This is a genomic window from Staphylococcus sp. 8AQ (genome assembly GCF_902506595.1).
In the GTDB taxonomy this organism is placed as follows: Bacteria; Bacillota; Bacilli; order Staphylococcales; family Staphylococcaceae; genus Staphylococcus; species Staphylococcus pasteuri.
The window spans coordinates 145,594-168,873 of sequence record NZ_LR733871.1 but is presented as its reverse complement, the minus strand read 5'-3'; the positions used below and the strand labels follow the sequence as shown (position 1 = coordinate 168,873).

The following is a 23,280-nucleotide window of genomic DNA, read 5'->3' as shown; positions in this document are numbered from 1 at the left end:
TGGGATGAAAATTAAGTAAAAAATAATGGAATTGATGTACTTCAGGGGTTAAATAAAGTAGAAGCGATTATTAAATAAAAAGCAAAACGTATATAACGGCATAATTGAATCCATTTGATAATTAAGCAGTAAGAATTCAATTAAGTTATCACAAATTGGTTTTATCAATACATCAATAATATAAATATTAATTGAAAAGTAAACACATAGAGTCTAAACGAATTTTATGATTTTGGAATGTTAAAGTACTGCACTGGTTAACAATAACGTCCAATATCAAAAGCCCAAACGTCACACTTTAAAGTTCCAAACTCATAAAACATTTTTATCACTTTCCAATAAATAACTACTTAAATTCACAATTTTCCTTGTTCAATATTTTATCATTATTTTACATAATACTTAAATAAATCGCACCTTTATTTCTCATATTTTTCTGACAAATATAAAAGCAATTAAACACTTATTTTTTAAAGTGTCCAATTGCTTTATTTCTTTTCCACAAATTATTTATAGAGCTTCTTCTTATCTTTATAATATAATTTTTCTCTTCTTTCTTCTCTCAATTTTGCTCGTGTTTTTAATTCTTCAGGCGAATTGAATTCATTTTGGCTGAGTAAAATCGAAGACTGTCTTGGCACATCATCTTTTCTATACATATAGGCACCATTTCGATAAGCAGCACGCGCTACCAAATGCATTCCAACTGGAGATGTTAAATTAATAAAAACAAGTGATAATAATAATCTAACACTGAAAAATCCAGCGTTCATAGTAAAGTAGATTAATACACCAATGATAGTCAATAATACAGATAAAGTAGAACTTTTCGTTGATGCATGACTACGTAAGAAGACATCTTGGAATTTCACAATACCTATCGCACTAATCAATGCGATAATACTACCTAGAAAAATTAAAATAGCAGAGATGAGGCTAACGATTTCTTTTATTGTTTCCATTGAAAACGCGACCTCCTCCAATAAATCTAGAAATGGATACTGAACTAACAAATGAAATAATCGCTATTAACATAATTGAATCTAGAAACGATACAGTATCCATAATGACACTCATGACACCAACGATCGACATCACAACTGCACTTGTCGCATCGAATGAAACAACTCTATCAGCAGTGGTTGGTCCTTTAATTAACCTAAGCAGACATATTAATAATGCAATACCAAATATAACCAGAGCTGAAATAATAAAAAATTGAGTCAAAGCCTGTATCATCGTGTCACCTCCAAGATTAAATCTTCATATTGTTTAATATTACGTAATAAATTCTTCTTATCTTTATCTGTCACATCAATACTATGAATTAAAAACTTATTTGTGCCTTTCGATATACGTATCACTGTCGAACCTGGCGTGATAATAATCAATATAGTTAAAAATGTAATTGCCCAGTCGTTTTTCAAATTCGTTTCGTACGTTAATAAACCTGGGTTCATATCTTTAGTTTTAAATAAAATATAATTAATTGTACTAATACTAGCTGTAATCAATTGATATAAATAAACCATTAAAAATTTAAAAGCAACCCATATTTTTCTTAAATAAAATTCTTGTCCGAAAAAACGATGTAAAATATAAATCACGATAATACCAATGAGATAGCCTGAGAAGAAGGTTGTAAACTTGAATTCATCCTCGTCTTGGAATAATACCCACAAAAATGCAATAACAATATTTAGTACGACTTGATTCATCTAGTTACTTCCCTCCTTCAAATGTGTATTAACGTTTTGATGGAATTTATGTTCATCCATATTTAGTGATGTAGCATTTTCAGTCACTTGTAATACAAGCGATGCCGCAATACCCATTAATAAAACGACTGCAACGAGTATACCTAGAATACCTGTACGATGTTTAGGTATCTTCTTGAAGTCTACTTCTTCACCATCTTGATCGCCAAAATACATCACAAATAATATTCTAAACAAGCTATACATAGCGATTAAACTTGTCACGATCATTAAACCTAGTCCAATGTAGTTACCATTTTCAATTGCACCTTTAAAAATAAGTACTTTCCCTGGGAATCCACTAAATGGAGGTACACCGCCAATAGCTAAAATCATAACGACAAATGCTATTCCAAAAAATGGCTCACGTTTGGCAAGTCCACTCAAGTAGTGATATTGACGATAGCCTGAAATGTAAACTAGGCTACCTACAATGAAAAATAATAACGTTTTAACGATAATATCATTTGCTAGATAGAAAATAGCGCCATTCACACCTGAAAAAGTGTTTGAACCTAAACCAAGAATGACAAATCCAATTGATAAAATAACTTGGTAGGCAGCGATTTTCTTAATATCTTTATAAGCTAATACACCAAAAGCGCCTATAATCATCGTTAAACATGACATAAAAATAAGTAATGGATGCGTCACATTTTCATGATGATGGAAGAATAATGTAAAGAAACGTATTAATGCATAGGCACCTACTTTAGTCATTAATGCTGCAAATAGTGCTGCTAGTTCTGTATTTAATACTGCATATGCTTTAGGTAACCACATGAATATGACAAGAGCTGCTTTAGAACTGAATGCAACAAGAAATATGAGTGAAATCATTGTCACAGTTTGATTATCTTGCATATGACTCAATCTTAATGCAACATGTGAAAAATTAAGTGTTCCTACTGTCTTATATAATAAGCCAATTGCGAAAAGTAAGAACCATGATCCAATAATATTTAATACGACATAAATAATGGCAGCACGTAATTGTTCTACAGATTGACCTAGCGTAACAAGTACAAAAGATGCAAGTAACATAATTTCAAACATCACATATAAATTAAATAAATCAGAAGTTAAGAATGCACCTATGACACCTACAGTTAAAAACAGAATAAATGATGGTAAATGAAATCGATTGACACGTTGTTCACCACGACCAAATCCATATGCCATGATTAAAGTAACGACAAAAGATGTTATGGTTACCATTAATAAACTTAATGAATCACCTAAAAACTGTATTCCAAATGGCGCTTTCCAACCCCCAAAGTCTAATGTGATGGGATGATGATTCATTACATAAATTAGTAATAATAATGAGATAATCGTATTCACTATCATTGTATTGATACAAAGAAATTTCGATACTTTATTTTTATCTTTTATAAATACTAGTATTAAAGCGCAAAGAAATGGGAGTAACATTGGCAATATTAATAAATTACTCATTATCTTCTTCACCCCTTAATACATTGATTTCATCTTCTTTTGTTACACGATATGTTCTATAAATTAATACAAGTAAAAATGCCGTCATACCAAATCCAATAACAATCGCTGTTAATACAATTGCTTGTAGTAGTGGATCCACAAAATGTTGATGACCGCCTTTAATAAGTGCTTCAGACATTCCAGGACCATATTGACCCATACTCATAATAATCAGATTACCGGCATGCGTATATATGGAAATACCAATAACAATTCTAATTAAATTAACCGATAGAATCATATACGTACCAATAAATACTAAAAATCCTATTACTAATAATAAAATGAGATTCATGATTTACCCCCACTTATTGATAGCATCACCGTTACAATAACACCAACAACGGTTAGTAATATGCCTAGTTCAAATAAAGTCACAGTAGTCGCATGAACGTGACCTATTAGAGGTAAAGCAATATCCGCTTCAGTTTGGTATAAAAATGGCTTCCCGAAAAATGTTGGTACAATAGCAGTCATTACTGATACTAAAGAACCTATAATCATTAACTTTTTAAAATCAATTGGCAAACTAATCAGTACCTGTTTAACATCAAACGCAAGGAACATAAGAATAAATGCCGAACTGAAAATCAAGCCACCAATAAATCCACCACCTGGATTATTGTGTCCCGCAAAGAACACATAGAATCCAAATGTTAATAAGATAAACACAACAATCTTAGTTACCGTTCGTAGCACTACATCATTCTCTTTCATCTTGTCCCCTCCGATCTTTATAAGTTAATAATGTATAAATCCCAAGTCCTGCGATAATCAATACTAGACCTTCAAATAAAGTATCTAGTGCTCTGAAATCTCCTAGGATAGCGTTAACTATATTTTTACCACCAGTTAATTTATCTGCATTTTCATAGAATTTAGATATTGTTGGCATACCGTCAGTTTGCTGAGTAATGAATATGAGTGAAACAACAGTAACCGCAGTAATCAATGACACAATGATTTTGATTGTTTCTTTTTTAATATTCGCTTTTGCTCTCGGAACGTTAGGTAATCTAGAAAAACTAACGATAAATAGTATAGTCGTTATTGTTTCAACTACTAGTTGTGTCAATGCTAAATCAGGTGCTTTCATCGCAATGAAGAATAATGTCACAGCGAATCCTATAACACCATTCAACACAACCATTGTCAGACGTTGTCTAATAAATATAAGTACAATTCCAATAATCAATGTAACAATTGATAAAATCACTTCTAATGGTCCAAAAGTAGATACATGCAACTCATGTACATGTGGAAAGCCTACACGAATATAGCCATACATAATTATGGCAACAAAGATAAGCAATGTAATGATAATGTAGTGGTTAAGTTTGTTTTTCATCAACATTCTTATACTATATCCAGAATAAGCTTCAAACTTTCTATAAATAGCCATGTAAGTATCTGTTATAGAAGCATGTTTGATTAATTTATGTGTTAAAGATTTCCAATCTACCATTAAAGCTAAAGCTATACCTACAACGATGACAATAATACTTAAAATAAGTGGTAAATTAATGCCGTGCCATTGTGAAATATGTGGTGCGATGTTATCCACTTGTGTACCTTTAGCTGTAACTGATCTTAAGGCTGGTAAAATGATGTGCTGACCAAAAAGATTTGGAATAACGAATATAATTGGTATTAATATCATTAATACTAATGCGGGCAAACTAAACGCTACAGGCTCATGAATATTTTTCTTAGTAAAATAATCTTTATTAAATTTGCCCCAAAATGTTTCTTTAATCATGTAAAGTGCATAGGTAAAGGTAAAGATACTAGCTATTACACCTATAGCAACAACAATAATCGTTAATGTAATATCAAATTGGTCTAAATGTATAGCCTTTACTAATGAATCAAAAAACATTTCTTTACTTAAAAATCCGTTTAAAAATGGCACTCCTGCCATAGATAATGCTGCTAGTAACATTGTGATATGCATTTTAGGGAACAGTTTACGCATTCCATTTAAATAACGTATGTCTCTCGTTCCAGCTTCATGATCGATTATACCTACACCCATGAATAACGCACATTTAAAAATAGCGTGATTCATTAAATGAAATAATCCGGCAAATAACACTAAAACATAATACTCTGATAATGAATCTGAAGGATGTTGTGCATAACCGCCGCCAATACCTACCATCGACATCATCATGCCTAATTGACTAATAGTTGAATACGCTAAAATCCCTTTTAAATCGTATTGTCTTAAAGCTGTAATAGAACCAAATAACATAGTTATTAAACCTACAAATGTCACAATATAAATATAGACATCACTTAATCCTAATACTGGAGTAAAACGGAATAATAAGAAAATACCCGCTTTTACCATAGTAGCTGAATGAAGATAGGCACTAACTGGGGTTGGTGCAGCCATTGCTTTAGGTAGCCATACATGAAATGGAAATTGTGCAGATTTGGTAAAGGCACCTAATAATATCATTAACATCATTGGCATAAATAAAGGATGATTAATAATATGATGACGTTGTGCAATAATCTCTGTAATCGTATTTGTTCCAGTCATCAAATACAACATAATAAATCCTGTCAATAATGCTAATCCACCAAATACAGTTATCATGAAGGACTGTATAGCTCCCAACTGACTATTACCATTATCATACCAATAGGATATAAGTAAAAATGATGAAACACTTGTTAACTCCCAAAAGATATACATCAAAATGGTATTATTTGAAAGCACAATTCCTAACATACTAAACATAAATAATAATAAATAAAAGAAGAATCTAGGTAGGTTATCCGTATGAGGCGATAAATATTGAGTAGCATAGAAAAATACCGCTACACCTATAAGTGAAATAATTAAAGCAAACATTAAACTGAGTCCATCTAGCCTCAAGTCAAAGTTAATATCTAGCGAAGTCATCCATGGAATATGCAACGTAATCATATGTTGCTGAACAATCTGTGGTATCTTCGCAATAAAATAGATTGATGAAATAATAGGGGCACATAGTGCTATATAACCTGCCAACGCATTCATTTTACGATGTAACATGGACAATAGCACTAGACCCATAATGGCTACTAATATCACCATTAGGTTTAACAAGCCCATCAAAAGCCTCCTTTTTAATTTATAAATTCAACGCAATAACAGTATTATTATGAGTTTTATCTTTAATACCAATAAACTTCATCGTTTCATGCGTTGTTTGGTGTCCTAAATATTTTTGAATAATAGAAATAGAAATACCTGATTGATAAGCGTGATAGGCAAATGTCTTTCTAACTGTAGTTAACCCAACATGCGGTATATTAGATTCTTCAGCTGCCTTATGAATAATGCGATATGCTTGTTGCCTAGATAATCCCTTACCGGTTCTTAATGATTGGAATATAAGTTTATCTTCCTGAATTTGATAATGATTAATATAATCTTGTAACTCATTTCTTAAATCTGGGGGCAATAAAATTTGTATAGAGGGGTCAACATTGTCAATCCAAGTTGATTTGATATTTCCACTTTCAACTGACTTTAGTCTATGGACTTTCATATTTAATAATTCACATAACTTAACACCTGTATGTATCGCAAATTTAAATAATAAATAATCTCTTTGTGAACGAGATCGCAATATAGTGTACATTTTTTGTATGTCTTCTGTATTTCTAATAGGTTCTACTTGATTCATACGTCCTCCTGAAAAAAGTTTCTTATTCAATGATAAATCATATTTATGTAACATTAAAGCAGTTTGCTTAAAAATAAATTAATAAATAGTGTCCCTTTTAAAATTTACTTTCGATATATAAAGTGAAAGGAGGTCATTACAATGAATGAAGTTAACCAACTTGTAGTTGTTTTAACACGTGTCACTTATGATTCAGAAGGTAAAGCAACTCAACACAAACGTCGTTTTTCAAATTTAAAGCCCACTGCTACAGATGAACAAATCAAAACGTTTTCTTCTATTATTGAACGATTAACTGGAGAATCATTCGATAAAGTTGAAGCAATTAGAACTCAAGCATTAGTATAGGAGGACTAACATGAAGACTACATTAGATCTTGTATTCAAAAATCAATTAGACAAACCTGTTAAGTTACAAATACCCGAAAATGACAGCTCTATAACTGAACAAATTGCAAAAGAATGTATGAAACAGTTATTAAAGTTAGATATTTTAAAATCAACTGAAGGCCCAATTAATAAAATCTATGCAGCGTATATCGTAACTAAAAATACTCAAATTCTTTTTGAAAACAAATAGATAGTGCCAATTTGATATTTAAACCGCTTCTCACTGAACAATGATTCAGTAAGAAGCGGTTTTTTTATTATCATAGAATATGAATATTATGACCTCATATTTCTCTATATGATTTAACGCCATCTATTTTATATAACCCTTATTTCCGTTATAATTAATTCACTATATAAGAAATGAGTGACACACAATATGGCTTTTCTATACTTTTTAGGTATTTTTGTAGGTATGTTAATCCCAATACAGACTTCAGTGAATTCAAGACTTAGTCAATATACGAAGTCTTCTTTTTATGCTTCAACAATTTCTTTCGGTGTTGGCACAGTATGTTTAATTATTCTTAATTTAATCATTAATCCTCAAATGTTGGCGCCAAGCTTCCTTACTCATCAAGACATCAATTATCATTGGTTCATCGGTGGTTTATTAGGTGTATGTTTCTTAACAGGAAATTTATTATTATTACCTAGACTTGGTGCTGCGCTTACAGTAGTCATTACTGTGGCTGGTCAGATTATCATGGGTGTCACAATTGATACGTTAGGTTTGTTTGGTGCAAATGAACAATCATTCACCCTTTTTAAAGCCGTTGGAATTATATTATTACTCATCGGTATATTATTAATGAATCAAATACCTAAAGACAAATTAATGGGGAAATCTAATTCTCGTTTATATATATGGTTAATTGTAGGATTTATTTTTGGTTGCGCACCTCCTATACAAACTACAATTAATAGTGCGTTAGCTAAAGAAGTTGATTCTTCTTTCTTTGCTTCCCTCGTCTCGTTCACTATAGGTACTATCGCTTTATTGATTTTGACTCTTATATTCCATAAAAGTTTAAAAGTACATCGTTCACATGAAAAATTAGGTCAAATTAAACCTGTTTATTTTGTCGGTGGTGTATTAGGTATGGCATTTGTCACTTCAAACATCGTATTAATGCCTTTTCTAGGTGCCGCTCTGACAACTATTGTAGGTATGCTAGGTCAAATGTTAATGGGTGTCATTATCGACCACTTTGGTTTACTAGGTACACCTAAAAATAAGATCACTCTTCGTAAATGCATAGGATTAGTCTGTATCGCAATTGGCATTATACTATTACGTTTATTCTAATCGAGTTCTATCTATGAACTCGATTTTTATTTATTTTATTCATATTAACAATAAATTTATGCAAAATTAAAATCTAATTTAATTTCAATATACCTCAATATAATATTTTATTGTATAATATATCCATCTATTTCCACGAGGTGAACTTATTGAATTTAAAAAAACTAACTATTTTTATTTTATCCATTCTATTGTTAATTATTTCTCTCTACTTTGGATTTTACTTCTATCATTCTTCTCAACAACAATCTCAATCCAATCAATTCAAAACTATAAAGGTTAAGCATAAGCTTTTATTATCTACAATAGGCACTCAAGAAGCAGTCAAAAGTTTTAACATTTACTATAATGATCAACTTGGTTACATCAACCAATTCTTAGTTAAAAATCAATCAAGTATCAAAAAAGATACACCCCTATTCGAATATTTTAATCCCTCTAAACAAAAACAACTTGAGCAACAACAACATTTAACCCTTTCCCAAATTCAAAAAGCATTTCCCAAGTTATCGATTCAACAACAACAACAATTACTTGAAAGAACTTTAATGACATCACAATTTGTTAAAGATAAATCTGAAACCCGTACAACCATTTATTCTCCAACTTCTGGAAAGGTACACTTATTTACTCAATCACCTTCAAAAAGTAACAACAAAATAATGCAAATTAATAGCCATGAACGCATCATTCGTGCTAATATATCAGAATCCGAAAAAGATAAATTAAGAATTAATCAAGATATTTCAATCTATTCTAATGATAAAAAAAGTTTTATAGGAAAAATAAAATATATCTCAGATATTCCACAACAAATTAAAAGTAACCAATCCACGTACCAAATTGAAATATCAACTCAACAACATTTCGCTATTGGTACACACTTTAAAATCAAACTTTTCTCAAATGATATTCTCGTCCCTAGAACAGCATTAATTGATAATAAATATGTACTTGTACAATTAGGTCATCGTTTAGTTAAACGACAAGTTACATATCAATTAACAGACCAAAAAAATATGATTAATGTTACACAAGGGTTAATGTTAAATGAAAAAGTCGTTGAAGCACCTTCAAAGTCACTACAAAGTTCTTATAAATAATTTATTTGTAATAATTATTGCAAAAACTTTACTTTTCAGTTGTTTTTTTATTAAATTACAGAAAATTTGAATTTGTTATGATAAATTTGTAATTGAAAAATGCTATATATATGAAAAAATGTTATACCATAATCAATAATTAGTTTTATAAACACTTATTTGTTTACTTCTTAAATTTATTTAGTTATAATTAACTAAATAATATAGCATTAAATATATTTCTTTAAATAAATTTAATACTAAATTATGGCAGACACTTCATATTTTTCAAAAAAGAGATATAAATATATAAAATCGGGTAAAGACACTTATAAAGGTATATGTAAGTGTATATAAATAGGGAGGTTTCAGTAATGGCTATTTCAAAAATAAATGATTGCTTCGAGTTACTAGCAATGGTCACTTATGCTGACAAATTAAAAAGTATTATCAAAAAAGAATTTTCAATTAGCTTTGAAGAATTCGCAGTTTTAACTTATATTAGTGAACACAAAGAAGAGGAATATTACCTTAAAGATATTATTAACCATTTAAACTATAAACAACCACAAGTTGTTAAAGCGGTTAAAAACTTATCACAAGAAGATTATTTCGATAAAAAACGTAATGAACATGATGAAAGAACTGTATTAATCTTAGTTAATACTAAACAACGTAAAAAAATTGATGAATTATTAAAACGTGTTAATAATCGTATTACAGAAGCAAACGACGACAACGAAGTATAAGTCTCGTATTGAAGTATAGCTTTATTAAAAGATACGGATATTTTAGCTACCAACTTAATATACTTTAATGTACGTATCTACTTTGCTTACCTATCTTGATAAAGATAGGTATTTTTTAATGATGAATTGTTTGGAAGATGATTAAAATGTGTCTGACATTAAAAAGGTTACTTATCATGATTTAGCATGATAAGTAACCTTTTTTGCTTATATAAATAAACTATTTTGATATCCAATGTTCAATTGAACTTATAAAATCTAAGTATACATTTATAAATTTTTCTGGCTCTTCAATATGTGGTGCATGTCCTGACTCATTGAATATCATTTTAGTAATATTTTCAAAATGATCATCAACACAATAATTGATTTTATCTTTAATTAACGGATCATAGAAACCATTTATAATTAATGTTGGTACGTTAACCAACTGTGTAGCTTCTTGTTCTTCTGCATTAGAAGATATCAGAGCTCTAATCGCTATAGCACTTTCTTCTGCTGAAGGTCTGCTATACATTCTTTGATCTTGAAACCATTTCATTGTATTATCTTGTTCTTTAAATAGAAATGGAAATAATAATAACAACGCTTCGGATTTATTAAAACCAGCAACTAAATCTTGATGGTCCACCATCAATTGTGTAAAACCATGAGCGATATCCTCCCTTTTAGAAGAAATCGCAGTTAAAGAAATAGTTTTAAAAGGATATTTTTCGGTGAAACGTTTTCCAATTAATCCGCCCATATCATGTCCTAAAATATGTGCCGAGCTTATGTCTAATTGATCCATTAACACATATAAGTCTTCAATGTGATCTTCTAAATCATACACTTCACATCGTGACGATTTCCCATGACCACGTACATCATAAGTTATGACTCTATAGCGGTCACTTAATTGTTCAGATAATTGTTTAAATGCTGCCAAGTTGCCATCTAATCCATGAATTAATACGATGGGAATGCCTTGCCCTACATCACGATAAGCAATTTCAATTTCATTGCTTAATTGAACTTTATCCATAGTGGCACCTCCCTTTAGTAATTACTATACCCATTTGAAAATATCTTTACGCCAATATTTAGAAGTTCTTAACAATTTATTGTTTAGAACTTCTTAGGGCGCAACTCTGAAATCTCTGATTTCTTAGTGTTGCCCCCGCAATGATGATTAGATAACTAACGAGTGTAACGATGCTTAGTTATCAATCAGCTACTGCGTGGCATGAGCTTTAGCTCAGGCGTTCCTCTGCAACTTAGTAATTTTATTACTTAGAACTTCTTAGGGCGCAACTCTGAAATCTCTGATTTCTTAGTGTTGCCCCCGCAATGATGATTAGATAGTATTCAACTTACTTTAACCTTATAAATTTCTTGTTACATTTTTTCATTTAAATGAACGAGCCTGGGACATAAAACAATGTCTCAGGCTACATTTAGTGTTCAAGTAAAATAAAGAAAAGCCTTCATAAGACTTTTTCTTAATGAAGGCTTTAATATAGATTTATTAACTTTTTGTACGTTCTGATAATTTAATAGTGCAGTAAATAATTAATATCACTAATAAAATCCAAATGACTAATGAGAATATTTGTGCAACATCTGGATTTGAAACCATAGCATCAATCGTTTTTTGACAAACTAGCAATCCCAAACCAGTAAATTCTAATTTTCTAAAATAAATTCCAATTATAGCTAAAACAATTCCGACAAAGAAAACAAATTGATGGCCATATATTGATATTGGAATAATCGACCAATTAAAATGGAAACCTTGCATCGTAATGAGTATAATCGCAATTGCTGCTATAATAAATCCAAATATCATTTCAAACCGGTTACTGTAGAGATAGTTCTTTTTATTAATTCTGACATAAATCCAAATTGATATTGGAAAAATAACTAAACAATAAAATAGACTGATACCAGTAATCGCCTGAAATTGAACATACTGTTTATCATATAAATAAGAAATCAGAATAAAATTAATGATAAAAAAGATAATAGGATTAAGTTCAAGAGCAAATAAATTACGTTGAATAATCAATATAATTTGTGCTGGAGATTTACCTCTATATTCTATATAATCTTGGTCTTTGGCTTCTGACTTTTGGATATCTACACGAAACTTTTCTTTTATATCATCAATTAGATTAGGCGACATACCTTTATGACTGAAATAGTCATTGATATTTTCAAGTAAAACTTTATCATTTACCCTCATTTTAAGCTCCTTTAATAACACTTTCTTGATGTTCATTTTATTCGATAAACTACTTAAGAAGAAAACTTAAGCATACTATTTTCACTCTATACATAAATTTCAAACTATTAAACACGCTTTAATTACTATCAATATAGCATTGTAACATAATATTTTCATGATTTCTTCACACTTAAATTTAATTTTATACTAATGGTTAAGTTTATCCTAGATAAAATAAACTAATTTTATTTATTCAAAACACAAAATAACCGACAAACATATATTCAAAATATTGATGTACACCTTTAAAGTTGAACTAAATTCCTAACTTTATGACATGTATATCATTTATGAATATGTTTATCGGTTATTAGCTATTTAAAACGCTATTTTATTTACCTAAATCCACTCTATAAAGTTTTACATTTTTATCTTTAGGTGAATTTGAGCTAAATTGATAGCTTGCATTTTTGTCTTGGATATAACCAAAGTTACCAGTTACTTTATTATAATGTACACGGCTTACAGCACTAGGGCTTACATTTTGTTTAACTGATTTATATGTTGGTCCGTCAGCTTTATTATAAGTCATAGATACACGTGTCACGTGACCTTTATCTTTTTTGCCATCTGCTGTAACTAATAGAACGCCTTTATGTGTTCTAAATTCATAATAGTGTTCTGATCCATTTTCATTATAAGAATAAATTGGATGACTATATTTATTTAAAACACTTTGAATAGACTCGCCTATTTTAACATTTTCTAATGATTGATCGCCTTGAGTGATTTGTTGAACGGTTTGAAGTGAATTTCCAGTTGCTGCTTCAACGTGATTAACGTTTACTCCTGTGACAACTAGACCTGAAACAAGTAATAATGCCATTAGCTTTTTCATAAGCACACGCTCCTTTTTATCAATATCTCTTTCTTGTGCTTACTGTTAGTATACTATAAATATTACTAAAATGACAATAATATTACAAAAACATTACAGATTTCATTCTAAAGTCTTACACAAACCCTTCATTAAACCAATGTTTATATTGTTTATCAACGTATGTGTTGCTTGATAAATGTGGATACATCATCAATAAACTTATGTTCTTCTTCTACAAATGGATATAAACTAGAAGCACTATACACTAAAAATTCTCCGTGTACTATTAAATCTAATACTTCTTTCGCTTCTAATGTTGTTGTTCTTTCTCCATATTCTCCAGCAATAATTAGGGTCGGTGCTTCTACTTCTGAAAATACTTCAGCAATACCCTTAGATTTAAATACCTCTTCGATAGCTTGTATTTCCTCTTTTGTTGAAATAGCATTCGTATCTTCTACATGTTTTAAAAATTTATTTATTTTACGTGGTTTGTAATATTTTTTATTATTTAAAAATTTAGACTGTTCCTCTTCATTCCAATTACGTATTTTATGAGCATATTTTCTAAATAATCGTTCTTCAGGTAATTCTCCCTCAACAGATGTAGGATTAACTAAAGTTAATGAAGAAACATAGTCAGGATATCTTACAGCCAAATCAGATATAATCATAGTAGCTAGTTCATGGCCAATAAATGCAGCTTGGTCTATGTATATGTAATCTAATAATGCGATAATGTCATCTGAAAACTCTTTAAATACTATGTTTCTAGGCTTATCAGAGTATCCATGCCCTCTTAAATCGATCAACACCACTTGAAATGATTTAGCAAGCTTTTTAGCCAAATTATTAAAAACAGAATAATTATCGTATGCTGTATGAACAAGCACTACAGGATAACCCTCGCCTAACGTATTGTAGTGTAATGTTGTTCCATCATTTCTAGTAAATAAATCCATTAGATTGTTCTCCTTCTAAGTTAAAGTTTTTCGGTAATATATCTAATAATTCTTCGATTGTTGTAATTGTAAAATCTACTTCTTCTTTAAGAGGCTCTATTTCAGCATATTCTTGTTTATACCATACACTTACCATTCCCATGGCACGTGCAGGTGCGACATCATTTAAAGCATCGTCTCCGACATACATAATCTCCTCTGCTTTAACATCTAGTTGATCAATCATATCTTCAAATATTTTTGGATGGGGTTTTCGATAACCTACTGTTTCAGAAGTAGATAAGTAATTAATCACATGCATAATACCTAAAGAATGTAATCTGAATTGCTTTATTTTTGATTTCCCATTAGCTATAACACCAATAAGATAGTCAGCATTAGACAATCTCTCCAAAGTGTATAACGTGTCATAATAAGGAAAGACATAACGATAGAAATGCATCTCAAAGTCATTAAATAAATCTTTCCAAGTTAATCTATCAATATGAAATTGCTTTATAATTTCTTTATACAAATCCGGTTTATCATTATCTTCATCATCATCTAACTCGATAAATTTATTTTTAAAATCAGCGAGCTGTACATGGACAAAATAATCATGAAATCTTTCATATTGTTCTTCTATAAATTTCTCACGTGATTTTACTCGATCTAGCAATGTCCCCTCTAAATCAAAGACAATTGCTTTTATATGACTCAAATCCATCTTAGTAACCTCTTCATAGTTTATTAATTCCTATTTTAGCAAATGAATAGGATTAGCGTAATACTTTATATTGAGATAATAATATATAACATAATACTGGTATACCTAGTAATGCCATGACTATACTGGCTGGTATTTGTATTGGATGAATAACCGTACTTCCTATGAAATCTGCCATTATCATAACAGTAGCCCCAATGATTGTATTCAAAATCATCTGTATTCCTAACTCAAAACGCCAATAATAACGACGGACTAATTGAGGCACAATCATACCTATGAAGCCGATAATGCCCACATAGGCTACGACAACTGCCGTTATAATTGAAGCTATAGTAAGTACTATAAATGTAATACGTTGAACATTTAAACCTAAAGACTGCCCCTTCAATTCACCCAGTTGTAATAATTTAATAGAACGGATTAATAAGGATAAACATACAATAGCTACAATTAATACGATAGCTATCACTATATTATTTTCAATTTCAGCAGAGGCAAATCCTCCAAATAAATAGTTGGCTACTGAATTTAATTTTTGTGGCTTAATTAAAACCAAAATATATAATAAAGCATTAAATAAGGCACCTATCATCAAACCAATGAGTACTAAAACTCGCACAGGATACCCGTGAGATAATGCCATAGTTAGTCCTAACACTATTACAAGTGTAATAAGACTAAAGCCAATAGAGAAAAAAGGAATCCACAAGAAACTTAAACCAAGAAAAAGTGCTAAACCTGAACCAAATGTTGCTCCACTTGCTAACCCCAACGTAAAACTATCAGCTAATGGATTATTAAGTACAGTCTGAAACATTTGACCTGCTAAAGTTAAAGTTGCTCCCGTAAGTACAGCTTCCATCACTCTTGGTAATCTAACTTTCAATAAAATAGTTTGATTAAATGGATCTGATAAATCACCAATTTGCCATACCAAACTTATTAAAGTAATCACTATTAATAATAATGTCCATATTAAAATTGTTTTCAACTTTTTCATTTTATTCTCTTTCCTATTTACAATATAGATATCGTGCTCATCATAACAAATTTTAAATAAAAAAAGTACTAGCCATTCAAGTTACCTACCTATCTAAAAACTTTACTTATAGGCCTGACATGTTTCTGCTAGTACTTTTAAATTTATATTATTTTTTATAAATAGTGTCTCTTAATTCTTTTAATCCATCATCAATTCTAGGTCCTGGTCGTGATATTTCGTCACCATTTACTGTTTCAATGCGATTGTGTTTTACCCCATTCGTTTTATCGAATCCACCACGTTTTTCGATAATTTTTTTATAATCAGATTGTGACATTCCTTCAGTTGAAATAAATATATCTGGATTGTGCTTTATAATGCTTTCTTTGCTTACAGATTTCCAACCTTCAATATCATTAAAGCTGTTTTTAGCTTGAAGTTTGTTTAACATATCATTAAAGAAAGTATGCTGACCTGCTGTGTAAATATCTGGTTTTGATGATACTTCAATAAATACATTTTGTTTTTTATGATGCTTTGGAATAGATTGCACTACTTTATTTACATTGTCTTTCGTTTCTTTGACTAATTGATTCGCTTGTTTTTCTTTATGCGTTAACTTTCCTATAGATTTAAATGTATCGTATGTTTCATCAATTGATTGAGCATCTTTCACATAGACGACCTTAATCCCGTCTTTTTTTAGTGAATCTAATACTTTTCCAGATGATGATTTTTGTGATTCGTGCGCAAGTATTAAATCAGGTTTTGCTTTTAATAACGCTTCTTTATTTAAGTTCATTGAATCAAATTGCTTTTTCCCTTTTTTAACATTTTTAGGATAATCATCTACTGTAGATACACCTACTACATTGTCTCCTAAACCAAGTTCATATAGAATTTCTGTGTTGCTTGGCATTAGCGAAACGATTCGATGATATGGTGATTTTCCATCAGAAGCTTGTTTATCTTTATTATTAGATGATTTAGAATCATTACCTTGACTGCAACCTGCTAGAATTAAAATTGTAGCTATCATGACTATCCACAAATGACGTTTCATATATTCTCATTCCATTCAGTTTAATTTTTATATGTATAATCTTTCTTTTAATCATATCAAATTCTATACAAATTTCATTAGGTTTTTCATTTTTTCAAAATATAATTTATTTTTACATCGATTTTAAACAAAAATGAGGTTGAGACATAAAGTTTTTGTGCTCTGGGAAACCGATTAACGGCGTCCCAAAAGCAGGATTTTCGGCAGAAGCTCTCACGATTCGACAAAATTTGAGAAACAATTTTGCTCATCGTTCGGTTCTGCTCAAATCCTAAGCGCTTTTGTCCCGACCTCTTTGTTTTAATCTATTACTTATTTTCTTCAGTAATGACTTTTTGATCCCATTTTCCAAATTGATAATATGAGACTGCAAAGATACTACTTATAATAAAACCAATTCCCATACCTATAGCAATACCATTTTGACCAAACATTTTTGAAAAAAGCTCAGTTAATGGAAATCTTAGTATCCAGAATGAGATGATATTTAAAATTAACACTTGATACATGGCTCCTGATGCTCTCACAATACCATTAAACACAAAATTTAAGCCTAAGAATGGATAACAAAGCGCTACAATTCTCAAGTAATGACTACCAAAATTAACGGCTTCAGGATCTTGAATAAAGAATCTAATTGCAACATCTGCAACTAAAATAACAATTAATGCAATCGTAGTCATAATCATGAAATTATATAATGCAGATACTTTGGCAATTTGTCTAACTCTTTTCCAATCACCAACACCAATATTTTGACCTGCCATACTATTTACCGCCGTTCCAAGTGCCATTGCCGGTAACATGATTAAACTATCTAATCTTTGAGATGCACTAAAACCAGCTACAGTATCTCCACCAAATTGAGTCACTACACTTAAAATAGCTGCATTACCGCCTTGAATAACAGCCATTTGTAGACCGGCTGGTATCCCTAATTTTAATATTAATAACACTTGTTCTATAGATGGTACTTTAGGAATGGTGAAAGGAACTAATTCGTGTTTCATTGAATGATATAAACTATAAATAAACGCTAGACCTTGAGATACAACTGTTGAAAGTGCCGCACCCGCTATGCCTAACTGAAATCCACCTATAAATAATGGCGCTAAAAAAGCATTGAGTACAACAGCTAGAAAAACGATACGCATCGGTGTTTTACTATCTCCAAGCGCACGTGACACTGTATTTACAAAATTATATCCGAATAAGAATAAAATACCTAAAAAGCTTATTTGTAAATAGGTATTAGCTTGTCCTAATAAAGACTCCGGTGTTCCCATCAATAATAATAATTGCTTTGAAAAGATAAATCCAAGGGCACCAAAAATAATTGCCATCGTTGTCATAACAACAACAAAGGCATTCAAATATTGTTTTAAACCTTGATAATCTTTTTTACCGAAAAATTGAGACAATATCGTTAATACTGCGTTATTGAGACCAATAATAAAAGAAAGCATTGTAAGTAAAATCGTCGTTGAAATTGCAACTGCACCTAAAGCATGTGCACCTAATAAATTACCTACCCATAAACTCGCAATAATCTGAAACGAAGATTGAAGAAGGTTTGTAAGCATGATTGGTCCTGAGAAAAAGAATAAAGATTTAAATATATTACCATGTGTAAAATCTCTTTGATTACTTGGCATGAAACCACCCTCATTCATAGTAATTAAACAAGCGACTCATATTATCATTTGATTATAACTTTTTTATCTTACTTATTCACTAGGATAATGTCAATTTGTTAAATATAAGTCCCATTTTTTAAGAACTAATTTATAGTTGCTGATGAGTTTATACAAAATAAAACTGTATTATAAGCTACAAAGCTCGTAACACAGTTTTAAAAAATTAGTATTTGATTTAAGATTGAGTTGTCTCACCTTTAGGATTAGGTCCATATTGGTTTGTTCCTTTTTCACTATCTTGTATGCAATAAGCTAAACAAATAAGTGAGATAGCAATTAAAAATATGAAATATATTAATGCAATTAGGCTAATTATCCCTATTAAAATATGATTATTTATATCTAACTGACTATCTAGGTGATATTCTTTTATAATTTCATTACTTAAAGATAGTATTGATGTGACTAGCATAATAACTGGTATCGTCATGCCTCTGCCAATATCATGAAATCGTCTTACTGATAATGTGAAAATTACTATATAAAAGATGATAGCCACTATATAATCTATAATGTCGAAAACAATACCAAAACTTCCTGTTATATTTGATAAAAAATCAAATAATAATGTTAAAATAGCCATTAAAATAGTATTAAGTAACAAGGCCCACCAGAAATCTTTTCTTCGAGTTCGTCCTTCTAATATCAAGGCGTTTTGCCAAGATTTTTTGAATGCATTAATCATAATTAATCTCCTTTATTTTTAACTTTTTTAGGGTTGGGACCATACTGATTCGTTCCTTCTTCACTATCCTTAACACAGTAAACTAGAGCCATAATTGAAATGACAATAGATGCTATTGCAAGAATTATTGAGACAATAGCTATAATTATTAATAATGCTACATTTGAATCAGAAATTTGAGAAATCCATTTATAATCCTCACTAATCTGATATATAGGGGATAGTAATGTTAAAACCAAATAGATGATTGGTATTGTTTTTCCTTTACCTATATCATGAAATCGTCTCACTGATATCGAAAACATAGGTATTGCCAGCACAACATAAAATATATAAAACACAATATCGTATAAAACTTTACCATTTTCCATATGTGCAAAAACTAATGCAGCAATAATCGCCATGATTATTAAACAAATAATATTTAATAAAGCACCTAACCAAAAATCTTTGCGTCGTGTCCGTCCTTCACACGTAAAAGCATATTGCCAAAACTTTTTATATGCATTAATCATAATCATTTCTCCTATTTTTTCTTATTTCCTATTATATAATTTATATATTATTTTTCAAACGTTTTCAAAATAATAGTAATTTATAGTTATGATGAATTTTAAAATGATTATGATATGATTCAAATTCACAAAATCAAAGAATACCAATACTTATCATAATTCTTTATATACAATATTTTATTCAAAATACGGATCTAAAAAGGTATAATGTGTGCCATTTTTAATATTGAAGTAGTTCTTTCCAAAGTTATCTAACAAAGCATGAAATTCATTAGCATCTTGATTCGTAAAAGTACTTGGTAATTGAATTTCTTTTTTAAACTTATCATAACTATCAGTATTAGAATATCCTAATTTGGCATACAAACGTCTCGTATAACTATCTGGAATAAATTCTATTCCACCAAAAATGTAAACTATTAATACGTCAGCCGTTTCACTGCCGACGCCTCTAATTTTTAATAATTCCTTTCTCAAATCGTCTCCAAATTTTGAAACAATAGCCTCATAATTAAATTGATAATCATTTAACCATGATAATAAAGCATGTATAGCCTTCCCTTTATTTTTATAGAATCCACTCGATTTAATGATTTGTTGTAAGTCTTCTAGTGGTATATCTAAAATGTGTTGTGGATTAAAATTTGTCTCATGTTTTAAAGATGTTAAGGCTAAGTCTGCATTTTTCCAATTTGTATTTTGGACGAGTATTGCTCCTAACATCATTTCTATTTCACTGGCGGCAGGCCACCAATGTTGAGGCCCCATATTTTGATATAGAATGTCATATAACTCTTGTGTGTGTAACAATTTTTCACCACTTTCTATTTCTTTATATTAAAAATACCCCTATAACCGCAGCTATAAGGGTATTTGAGACAATTTGTTTTATACTATTTACTACATTGTTTCTGGAGCTGACACACCAACTAATGCTAAAGCATTATTTAATGTTATTCTTACCGCTTCTATTAATGCAACATGTGCTTTTGTTTTTTCAATGTCATCTGTAAGTACTTTTTCAGCATTATAGAATTTATGGAAATGAGAAGCTAAATCTTGAATGTAATTAGTCATACGATGTGGTGCTCTTGATTCTGCAGCACTTTCAATCGTAGTTTCAAATTCAGCTACTTTTTTCAATAATTCAATTGCTTTGTCATTAGTAATTTTTGAAAAATCAACATCAGTACTAACCTCAATACTTTGATCTTTAGCTTGTTTCAAGATAGAACAAATACGAGCATGCGCATATTGTGCATAATACACTGGATTGTCTTGAGATTGTTCTTTTGCTAATTCCATATCAAAATCAAAGTGTGTATCTGGGCTACGCATAGTTAAGAAGTAACGCGCAGCATCCACACCAACTTCATCCATAATTTCGCGTAAAGTAATCGCGTTGCCTGTACGTTTACTCATTTTAACTTCTTCACCATTTTGCATTAAACGTACCATTTGCATGATTTGAATTTCTAATCGGTCACTGTCTACACCAAAAGTTTCAAGTGACGCTTTCAAACGATTAATATAACCGTGATGGTCAGCACCCATTAAATCGATTAAAATATCATTTCCACGTTGAACTTTATCAAAATGATAGGCAATGTCAGGTAAGAAATAAGTGTAATTGCCATCTTTTTTAATTAAAACTCTATCTTTGTCATCTTTAAAGTCAGATGTACGTAACCAAGTCGCACCATCTGCTTCATAGGTATAGCCTAATTCATTCATTTTAGCTAATACTTCTTTAATTTCTCCTTTTTCATAAAGAGATGTTTCGCTAAACCAACTATCAAAATGAGTATGGAAATCTGATAAATCTTTTTTCAATTTAGACATTTCATAATCGACACCTAGCTGTCTAAATGTCTTCAAACGTTCTTCATCGCTATAATCTTTAATTTCTGGTTGTTTATCAGCTAAATCTTTACCAATTTCAATAATATCTTTGCCGTTATATCCATCTTCAGGCATTTCATGACTGTTATCACCTAGCGCCTCAAAGAAACGTGTTTCGATAGAGCGTGCAAGATTAGAAATTTGATTACCAGCATCATTAATATAATATTCTCGTGTGACATTGTAACCTGCTGCAATTAAAATATTAGCTAGCGTGTCACCAACAGCTGCATTTCGTGCATGACCGATATGTAAATCACCAGTTGGGTTGGCTGATACATATTCAAGTAAAATATTTTTGTTTTTAGATGTTTCTGCATTCCCAAATTGATGTCCTTTTTGGATTGCTTCTGGAATGATGTCAGTTAAGTATTGATTGTCTAGATAGAAATTAATAAATCCAGGTCCTGCAATATCAATTTGTTTAACATGTGCTTTACTAGCATCTAAGTTGTCGACAATCGCTTGAGCAATGTCTCTTGGGTTACGTTTAGCAATTTTAGTTAATACCATTGCGATATTTGTTGAATAATCTCCATTCTTTACATCTTTAGGTATTTCAATTTTAATTTCTGGAATATCTTCTGCTAATTCAGCTTTTTTAATACTTGCTTCTATTTCTTGAATAAGCGTCTGCTTTACTTGATCGATAATATTCATTAGCCTAACTCCTTATAATTTATTTCATATTGGTATGAACCCATTTTTTCTTCATTTTGATATAGTTCGTAATGTACTTTCAGTTTACCACCATCTGGTGTTACAAAATGTAGAATACTTAACGTTTTAACATTTAATGGAATACGTCCAGCTGGTATATCGTAAAGGGTCGTTGTTTCCGCACCTTCTACAAAATGAAAGTTCATATTAATGTCGCCTTTACGGATCAATTTTACGCCGTCGTCCTCTATCTTAATCGTTACATTCACTTTGGCATCATCTATATTTTCGTTATATCTAATGATGTGAGACTGACGCTTGTGCCATGATCCCTCAGTAGTAAAATCAAACTTCTCTTTATCGCCGTTCTGTTTAATAATTTGTTTCGTTTGAATTTTTACATTATTTTCCAATTTACTACTCCCTTATTCTACACAATAATACATGATATTATAGCATAATTGCCCTATTGCTTGTAGTATTGGCCTATTTAAAATATTTAAAAAACAAAAAAATGAGCAAACTAATATTAGTTCACCCACTTAAAGT

The 23,280-nt window shown here is 30.4% G+C and carries 26 protein-coding genes; 5 read left to right on the top strand and 21 right to left on the bottom strand.

What is annotated here, in order from left to right; translation table 11 throughout:
- Positions 1-506: 506 nt before the first annotated feature.
- The 8 genes from mnhG2 to GVY01_RS00840 are packed head-to-tail and all read right to left on the bottom strand — an operon-like array spanning position 507 to position 6,940.
- Positions 507-962, bottom strand: coding sequence for a Na+/H+ antiporter Mnh2 subunit G (gene mnhG2, locus GVY01_RS00875; protein WP_017637194.1), 456 nt, complete (start codon positions 960-962; stop codon positions 507-509).
- A complete protein-coding gene (mnhF2, locus tag GVY01_RS00870; RefSeq protein WP_017637193.1) occupies positions 937-1,239 on the bottom strand; it encodes a Na+/H+ antiporter Mnh2 subunit F in 303 nt (100 codons plus the stop codon). Before mnhF2 ends, mnhG2 begins: the two co-directional genes overlap by 26 nt.
- Positions 1,236-1,718: a Na+/H+ antiporter Mnh2 subunit E gene (mnhE2, locus tag GVY01_RS00865; RefSeq protein WP_029056408.1), complete on the bottom strand. Its 483-nt coding sequence runs from the start codon at positions 1,716-1,718 to the stop codon at positions 1,236-1,238. Before mnhE2 ends, mnhF2 begins: the two co-directional genes overlap by 4 nt.
- Positions 1,719-3,218 carry a Na+/H+ antiporter Mnh2 subunit D gene (gene mnhD2 / locus GVY01_RS00860; protein ID WP_156094007.1) on the bottom strand — a complete coding sequence of 500 codons (1,500 nt, stop codon included), beginning with the start codon at positions 3,216-3,218 and terminating at the stop codon, positions 1,719-1,721.
- Entirely contained in the window at positions 3,208-3,552 is a 345-nt protein-coding gene (gene mnhC2, locus GVY01_RS00855) for a Na+/H+ antiporter Mnh2 subunit C (RefSeq protein ID WP_017637190.1), read from the bottom strand. Before mnhC2 ends, mnhD2 begins: the two co-directional genes overlap by 11 nt.
- Positions 3,549-3,974: a Na+/H+ antiporter Mnh2 subunit B gene (gene mnhB2, locus GVY01_RS00850; RefSeq protein WP_017637189.1), complete on the bottom strand. Its 426-nt coding sequence runs from the start codon at positions 3,972-3,974 to the stop codon at positions 3,549-3,551. Before mnhB2 ends, mnhC2 begins: the two co-directional genes overlap by 4 nt.
- Entirely contained in the window at positions 3,961-6,363 is a 2,403-nt protein-coding gene (gene mnhA2 / locus GVY01_RS00845) for a Na+/H+ antiporter Mnh2 subunit A (RefSeq protein WP_017637188.1), read from the bottom strand. Before mnhA2 ends, mnhB2 begins: the two co-directional genes overlap by 14 nt.
- Before the next feature lie 19 nt (positions 6,364-6,382).
- Entirely contained in the window at positions 6,383-6,940 is a 558-nt protein-coding gene (locus tag GVY01_RS00840) for a tyrosine-type recombinase/integrase (protein ID WP_159333605.1), read from the bottom strand.
- A 141-nt stretch (positions 6,941-7,081) separates the two neighbouring features.
- Between GVY01_RS00840 and sroA the strand changes: the two genes are divergently transcribed.
- From sroA to sarA, 5 genes are all read left to right on the top strand, one after another.
- Entirely contained in the window at positions 7,082-7,288 is a 207-nt protein-coding gene (gene sroA / locus GVY01_RS00835; RefSeq protein WP_017637186.1) for a sigS mRNA-stabilizing protein SroA, read from the top strand.
- Positions 7,289-7,298: 10 nt separating this feature from the next.
- Entirely contained in the window at positions 7,299-7,520 is a 222-nt protein-coding gene (locus GVY01_RS00830) for a DUF2922 domain-containing protein (RefSeq protein WP_017637185.1), read from the top strand.
- 189 nt (positions 7,521-7,709) lie between these two features.
- Entirely contained in the window at positions 7,710-8,639 is a 930-nt protein-coding gene (locus GVY01_RS00825; protein WP_017637184.1) for a DMT family transporter, read from the top strand.
- A gap of 149 nt (positions 8,640-8,788) precedes the next feature.
- On the top strand, positions 8,789-9,742 hold the full coding sequence (locus tag GVY01_RS00820) for a hypothetical protein (protein ID WP_017637183.1): 954 nt from the start codon (positions 8,789-8,791) through the stop codon (positions 9,740-9,742).
- Positions 9,743-10,095: 353 nt separating this feature from the next.
- On the top strand, positions 10,096-10,470 hold the full coding sequence (gene sarA / locus GVY01_RS00815; RefSeq protein ID WP_108000727.1) for a global transcriptional regulator SarA: 375 nt from the start codon (positions 10,096-10,098) through the stop codon (positions 10,468-10,470).
- Between the two features lie 220 nt (positions 10,471-10,690).
- Here sarA and GVY01_RS00810 read toward each other — a convergent pair whose 3' ends face one another.
- The 13 genes from GVY01_RS00810 to GVY01_RS00750 all read right to left on the bottom strand — a co-directional run bounded on the left by GVY01_RS00810 (position 10,691) and on the right by GVY01_RS00750 (position 23,144).
- Positions 10,691-11,494, bottom strand: coding sequence for an alpha/beta fold hydrolase (locus GVY01_RS00810; RefSeq protein WP_017637323.1), 804 nt, complete (start codon positions 11,492-11,494; stop codon positions 10,691-10,693).
- Between the two features lie 483 nt (positions 11,495-11,977).
- Positions 11,978-12,694 (bottom strand): hypothetical protein, encoded by a 717-nt coding sequence (locus GVY01_RS00805; protein WP_070452627.1) that lies wholly within the window; start codon positions 12,692-12,694, stop codon positions 11,978-11,980.
- A gap of 373 nt (positions 12,695-13,067) precedes the next feature.
- Positions 13,068-13,574 carry an SA0570 family protein gene (locus tag GVY01_RS00800; protein WP_159333604.1) on the bottom strand — a complete coding sequence of 169 codons (507 nt, stop codon included), beginning with the start codon at positions 13,572-13,574 and terminating at the stop codon, positions 13,068-13,070.
- Between the two features lie 155 nt (positions 13,575-13,729).
- On the bottom strand, positions 13,730-14,518 hold the full coding sequence (locus GVY01_RS00795) for an alpha/beta fold hydrolase (protein ID WP_108017118.1): 789 nt from the start codon (positions 14,516-14,518) through the stop codon (positions 13,730-13,732).
- The gene (locus tag GVY01_RS00790; protein WP_029056399.1) at positions 14,502-15,224 is read right to left on the bottom strand and encodes an HAD family hydrolase; all 723 of its coding nucleotides are present in this window, start codon (positions 15,222-15,224) and stop codon (positions 14,502-14,504) included. Before GVY01_RS00790 ends, GVY01_RS00795 begins: the two co-directional genes overlap by 17 nt.
- A gap of 52 nt (positions 15,225-15,276) precedes the next feature.
- A complete protein-coding gene (locus tag GVY01_RS00785) occupies positions 15,277-16,227 on the bottom strand; it encodes a FecCD family ABC transporter permease (protein WP_017636353.1) in 951 nt (316 codons plus the stop codon).
- A gap of 148 nt (positions 16,228-16,375) precedes the next feature.
- Positions 16,376-17,272, bottom strand: coding sequence for an ABC transporter substrate-binding protein (locus GVY01_RS00780; protein WP_017636354.1), 897 nt, complete (start codon positions 17,270-17,272; stop codon positions 16,376-16,378).
- A gap of 308 nt (positions 17,273-17,580) precedes the next feature.
- Positions 17,581-18,927, bottom strand: a complete 1,347-nt coding sequence (locus GVY01_RS00775) for an MATE family efflux transporter (protein ID WP_017636355.1) — start codon at positions 18,925-18,927, stop codon at positions 17,581-17,583.
- A 217-nt stretch (positions 18,928-19,144) separates the two neighbouring features.
- Entirely contained in the window at positions 19,145-19,654 is a 510-nt protein-coding gene (locus tag GVY01_RS00770) for a DUF805 domain-containing protein (RefSeq protein WP_017636356.1), read from the bottom strand.
- 2 nt (positions 19,655-19,656) lie between these two features.
- A complete protein-coding gene (locus GVY01_RS00765; protein ID WP_017636357.1) occupies positions 19,657-20,169 on the bottom strand; it encodes a DUF805 domain-containing protein in 513 nt (170 codons plus the stop codon).
- Positions 20,170-20,346: 177 nt separating this feature from the next.
- Complete coding sequence (locus GVY01_RS00760; RefSeq protein ID WP_017636358.1) at positions 20,347-20,979, bottom strand: endonuclease III domain-containing protein; 633 nt, start codon at positions 20,977-20,979, stop codon at positions 20,347-20,349.
- A 90-nt stretch (positions 20,980-21,069) separates the two neighbouring features.
- On the bottom strand, positions 21,070-22,731 hold the full coding sequence (gene argS, locus GVY01_RS00755) for an arginine--tRNA ligase (RefSeq protein ID WP_017636359.1): 1,662 nt from the start codon (positions 22,729-22,731) through the stop codon (positions 21,070-21,072).
- Positions 22,731-23,144, bottom strand: coding sequence for a DUF1934 domain-containing protein (locus GVY01_RS00750; RefSeq protein ID WP_017636360.1), 414 nt, complete (start codon positions 23,142-23,144; stop codon positions 22,731-22,733). Before GVY01_RS00750 ends, argS begins: the two co-directional genes overlap by 1 nt.
- Positions 23,145-23,280 lie beyond the last annotated feature (136 nt).

Excerpts from the sequence above, each read along its gene's own strand:
- GVY01_RS00830 (WP_017637185.1), top strand. The coding sequence starts at position 7,299 with ATGAAGACTACATTAGATCTTGTATTCAAAAATCAATTAGACAAACCT.
- mnhG2 (WP_017637194.1), bottom strand. The coding sequence starts at position 962 with ATGGAAACAATAAAAGAAATCGTTAGCCTCATCTCTGCTATTTTAATT.
- GVY01_RS00805 (WP_070452627.1), bottom strand. The coding sequence starts at position 12,694 with ATGAGGGTAAATGATAAAGTTTTACTTGAAAATATCAATGACTATTTC.
- GVY01_RS00785 (WP_017636353.1), bottom strand. The coding sequence starts at position 16,227 with ATGAAAAAGTTGAAAACAATTTTAATATGGACATTATTATTAATAGTG.
- GVY01_RS00810 (WP_017637323.1), bottom strand. The coding sequence starts at position 11,494 with ATGGATAAAGTTCAATTAAGCAATGAAATTGAAATTGCTTATCGTGAT.
- mnhC2 (WP_017637190.1), bottom strand. The coding sequence starts at position 3,552 with ATGAATCTCATTTTATTATTAGTAATAGGATTTTTAGTATTTATTGGT.
- GVY01_RS00825 (WP_017637184.1), top strand. The coding sequence starts at position 7,710 with ATGGCTTTTCTATACTTTTTAGGTATTTTTGTAGGTATGTTAATCCCA.
- GVY01_RS00790 (WP_029056399.1), bottom strand. The coding sequence starts at position 15,224 with ATGGATTTGAGTCATATAAAAGCAATTGTCTTTGATTTAGAGGGGACA.
- GVY01_RS00780 (WP_017636354.1), bottom strand. The coding sequence starts at position 17,272 with ATGAAACGTCATTTGTGGATAGTCATGATAGCTACAATTTTAATTCTA.
- argS (WP_017636359.1), bottom strand. The coding sequence starts at position 22,731 with ATGAATATTATCGATCAAGTAAAGCAGACGCTTATTCAAGAAATAGAA.
- mnhF2 (WP_017637193.1), bottom strand. The coding sequence starts at position 1,239 with ATGATACAGGCTTTGACTCAATTTTTTATTATTTCAGCTCTGGTTATA.
- GVY01_RS00770 (WP_017636356.1), bottom strand. The coding sequence starts at position 19,654 with ATGATTAATGCATTCAAAAAATCTTGGCAAAACGCCTTGATATTAGAA.
- GVY01_RS00765 (WP_017636357.1), bottom strand. The coding sequence starts at position 20,169 with ATGATTAATGCATATAAAAAGTTTTGGCAATATGCTTTTACGTGTGAA.
- GVY01_RS00795 (WP_108017118.1), bottom strand. The coding sequence starts at position 14,518 with ATGGATTTATTTACTAGAAATGATGGAACAACATTACACTACAATACG.
- mnhB2 (WP_017637189.1), bottom strand. The coding sequence starts at position 3,974 with ATGAAAGAGAATGATGTAGTGCTACGAACGGTAACTAAGATTGTTGTG.
- GVY01_RS00800 (WP_159333604.1), bottom strand. The coding sequence starts at position 13,574 with ATGAAAAAGCTAATGGCATTATTACTTGTTTCAGGTCTAGTTGTCACA.
- mnhE2 (WP_029056408.1), bottom strand. The coding sequence starts at position 1,718 with ATGAATCAAGTCGTACTAAATATTGTTATTGCATTTTTGTGGGTATTA.
- mnhA2 (WP_017637188.1), bottom strand. The coding sequence starts at position 6,363 with ATGGGCTTGTTAAACCTAATGGTGATATTAGTAGCCATTATGGGTCTA.
- sarA (WP_108000727.1), top strand. The coding sequence starts at position 10,096 with ATGGCTATTTCAAAAATAAATGATTGCTTCGAGTTACTAGCAATGGTC.
- sroA (WP_017637186.1), top strand. The coding sequence starts at position 7,082 with ATGAATGAAGTTAACCAACTTGTAGTTGTTTTAACACGTGTCACTTAT.
- GVY01_RS00840 (WP_159333605.1), bottom strand. The coding sequence starts at position 6,940 with ATGAATCAAGTAGAACCTATTAGAAATACAGAAGACATACAAAAAATG.
- GVY01_RS00775 (WP_017636355.1), bottom strand. The coding sequence starts at position 18,927 with ATGCCAAGTAATCAAAGAGATTTTACACATGGTAATATATTTAAATCT.